2 protein-coding genes are annotated in these 3,301 nt (G+C 62.9%); both read left to right on the top strand.

Going from position 1 to position 3,301, the window contains the following annotated elements; all coding sequences use genetic code 11:
• The first annotated feature begins 1,220 nt into the window (after window positions 1-1,220).
• A complete protein-coding gene (locus ACWEKS_RS48960; protein ID WP_452346547.1) occupies window positions 1,221-1,682 on the top strand; it encodes an acyl-CoA thioesterase in 462 nt (153 codons plus the stop codon).
• A gap of 493 nt (window positions 1,683-2,175) precedes the next feature.
• Window positions 2,176-2,967, top strand: coding sequence for an IS110 family transposase (locus ACWEKS_RS48965; RefSeq protein WP_452346548.1), 792 nt, complete (start codon window positions 2,176-2,178; stop codon window positions 2,965-2,967).
• Window positions 2,968-3,301: the final 334 nt, after the last annotated feature.

The raw sequence follows: 3,301 nt of genomic DNA on the forward strand, positions 1-3,301 counted from the left end.
CTACGGACTGACCAGCAACATCGCAACGTTCAACCCGATCACCACGAACTTCCACGAATTCCTCGCCATGCTCACCGACATCGGCCGAGCACACAACATGCGCACGGTGCTGCGCGCGGCCTTCGGCCCGCCCACCGGACCGACCAGGTCCGCAATCACCACACACACGCAGTGACGAACACAGTTCGACCAGCGCCCACAACACGGTCCTGCGCGGCGGACCCGGCAACACCGTCGACGAAGCCCTGACCGGACTACTGGCCCATTACCTCGAGTACTGATGATGCTCGGGGTTCCGGTCGTTTTCGCCCCCGAACTCCAGTGGACGTTCCGCCATCGCGAATCCGCACCGTCCAGGGGATGCACAGGGGTCGACCGTGCCGAACCCGAACGAGATAGGCAGGGGTGCCATCACCATGCACTGCCAGCGGTTGGTCAGCCGCCCGAGATGCCCGGGGCCAGTCGATCTTCCGATGCCCCGGCGCTGGCCGGTTCGGTCAGCGCGGGATGCGGCAAAACAGTGCGTTTTCGGCGCGGTGCAGATGGACGTGGCGGTGTCCACAGATGGTGGGGGGATCGCCTCCGTGACCACCCAAGGAGGCACTGCGTGTATCCGGATTTTGCTGTGTTGCAGTGCATTTGAGCTGCCATCGCAGCGGAGTATTGGAACATGTTCTAGTATGTCGATCCGTATCGTAGTGATACAGAACGCAACAGGGGGCGTGTGAGATGTCGAATGCCGTTGAGCTGTCGACCGGGTTCTTCGAATCTGTCGGCGATGGGTTCGTCGCACTCGAGGCGGCACAAGGACCGTGGAGACCCGGCTCGATCGGCGGCTAAAGCCCTGACCGCCCTCACGGCCTGGGAGCTGGAAAGGCACTGCCCGATCGAGTCGGCTGGGTGCCGTCTCACCCTCGATTTCATCAAACCCGCCACCGTCGATCCAGGCGCGGACCAAACTCCGACCAGCTTCGCGCACATAGCGAATCTGGACGACGGGAGCAGACCTTCTGGTACGGGCTTGTATCGCCAGCCGTCGCCGTCATGCCGTTCCTCGTTGCAAGCGGGTGGACAAATTCAGAAACAGCAGATTCACAAGGGTTCTCGCGCAACCCACGGCGCCAGGCGATGACGCAGTGCCGCCGTGCTCGGTGCAGCAATCGTCGCGCTGGTCGCCAACACCGCCCTGCGAGCTGTTGCCGATGCCCACGCAAGCTCGGATGCAAGGTCAGCTCGTATTCACCAACCCGAAGGAGTATGAGATGACTACGTTCACAGTTCGAATCGTCGTGCGTGGATATGAGACCGACAGCCAAGGACATCTGAACGGCACTATCTATCTGCAGTACGCCGAACACGCTTGCTGGTCGCTGCTGCAGGAGGCTGGCATCGCCCAGAGTGATCTCCTCGCGCAGGGTGTCGGCCCGGTGATTCTGGAGACGACGATCGGATATCACAACGAGCTCCTCGCGGGCGACGAAGTCGAGATCGCGTGCGAATTCCTTTGGGGCACCGGCAAATCGTTTCGGATTCAGCAACTGTTCACCAAACTCGACGGGACCATGGTGGCGAAGGTGTCGAATGTCGGTGGCATCCTTGACCTGGCCGAGCGGCGGCTGGTCGCCGACCCGGCGGCGCAATACCGCGCGGTCGCGAAGAGACCGGAGCTGCTGGGTCTCTGATCCCGCCTGCCACTGAACTCCGCGTCCGCCCGATGGCCTCTACCCACATCAGTAGCGGGCGGGACCCGGCGTGGCCACGGAGACATACTGGACGGGGTTGCAACGGAACACCATGCGGCGTTCACGCGCCGGACCTCCGACGACGAAAGCTGGAGCGGCGAGGTCAAACTCAATGCTGGGCCCCCGAACTTCGACTATGCCTGCCTCGATCGCTGGTCGACACCCATGTACGGCAACGGACTACCTCCGATGATCTTCCTGTAATCGGCTACTTAAGACTGGTGGTAGGACTTGATCCCGGCCAGGGAGAGTCCCAGGTACCCGGTGGGAAGCTCTCTAATCGGCTGCCCGCCAGCAGTATCGGCGTGGCTCGCTAATGGCCTTGCTTCCCAACGGGTTACCGTGCGGATGTGGCTGGAAAGGGGTCTGCTCCGGCTCGAAGTAGCGGTGCCTTCTCGCACGGATACCCCTCCGTCGATCTGGAAGGATACCGATGCCGGTCATCATCGGAATGGACCCGCACAAACGCTCGGCCACCATCGAAATCATCGATTCGAACGCGACGATCCTCGCTACCGGCCGTTACGGCACCGATACCACCGGATACGACGAAATGCGGACCGCCGCACAACAATTCCCGCAGCGTGCGTGGGTGATCGAGGGATGCAACGCTGTCGGCCGGCACGTGGCGCACCGGCTGATCGCCGACGAGGAGACCGTCATCGACGTGCCCGCGAAACTGTCGGCGCAGGTGCGGGCGTTCGCCACCGGCAACGGCCGCACAACCGACCCGGTCGATGCGCATTCTGTCGCGCTGGCAGCGTTGCGGTCACCAAATCTGCGTCGTGTACAGGCGGATCCGGAGCTGGTCGCGTTGGGTCTGCTGGTCGATCGTCGTGACGAGCTCGGTCGTGCCCGCACCGAACTGCTGAACCGGATCCACCGGCTGCTGTTGGAGTTGATACCTGGTGGCGCCAAGAGGTTCCTGTCGGCGATGCAGGCCCGCGCCCTGGCCGAAGCTGTCGAACCGGGCGATGCCGCGGCCGCAGTCCGGCTGCGGCTGGTGACAGAGTTGATCGACGATCTCGAGGTCGTCGACCGGAACACCAAAGCCGCGGACAAAGAACTCAAACAACTGGTGATCGCGCGCGGGTCGACCCTGATGGACCTGCACGGCATCGGCCCCTCCAGCGCGACCGGCTCTACCCCGAACACCGATCCTTCGGACAAGCCACAACCCGGACTCACCACCACCCAGCCTAACGAACTACAAACCGCCTCTTGACATAAAGGGGAGCCAGTAGCGGACGTTCCGCCGGCGTCGGATCGCCACGGCCAGTTGATCTTCCGATGCCCAGCGCTGGCCGGTTCGGTCAGCGTGGTATGCGGCAAAACAGGACATTTGGATTGCCTTGCGCAAGGCATCGGCGCATACAGTAGGCGGGTGGCCCTCGCCGTGACTCCGGCCCACCGCAACGTCCTCGAACCTCCAGCCCGGCTTGGCCTTTGCCGCAATGCGTGCTGCTCTGCACGGGTAACTCCGGGTAGCATGTGGTGAAACGACTATGGAGGGGGACATCATGTCGTCGAACAGTCACCGAGAGCAGGCCGATGATCCA

This window comes from Nocardia sp. NPDC004711, assembly GCF_053601595.1.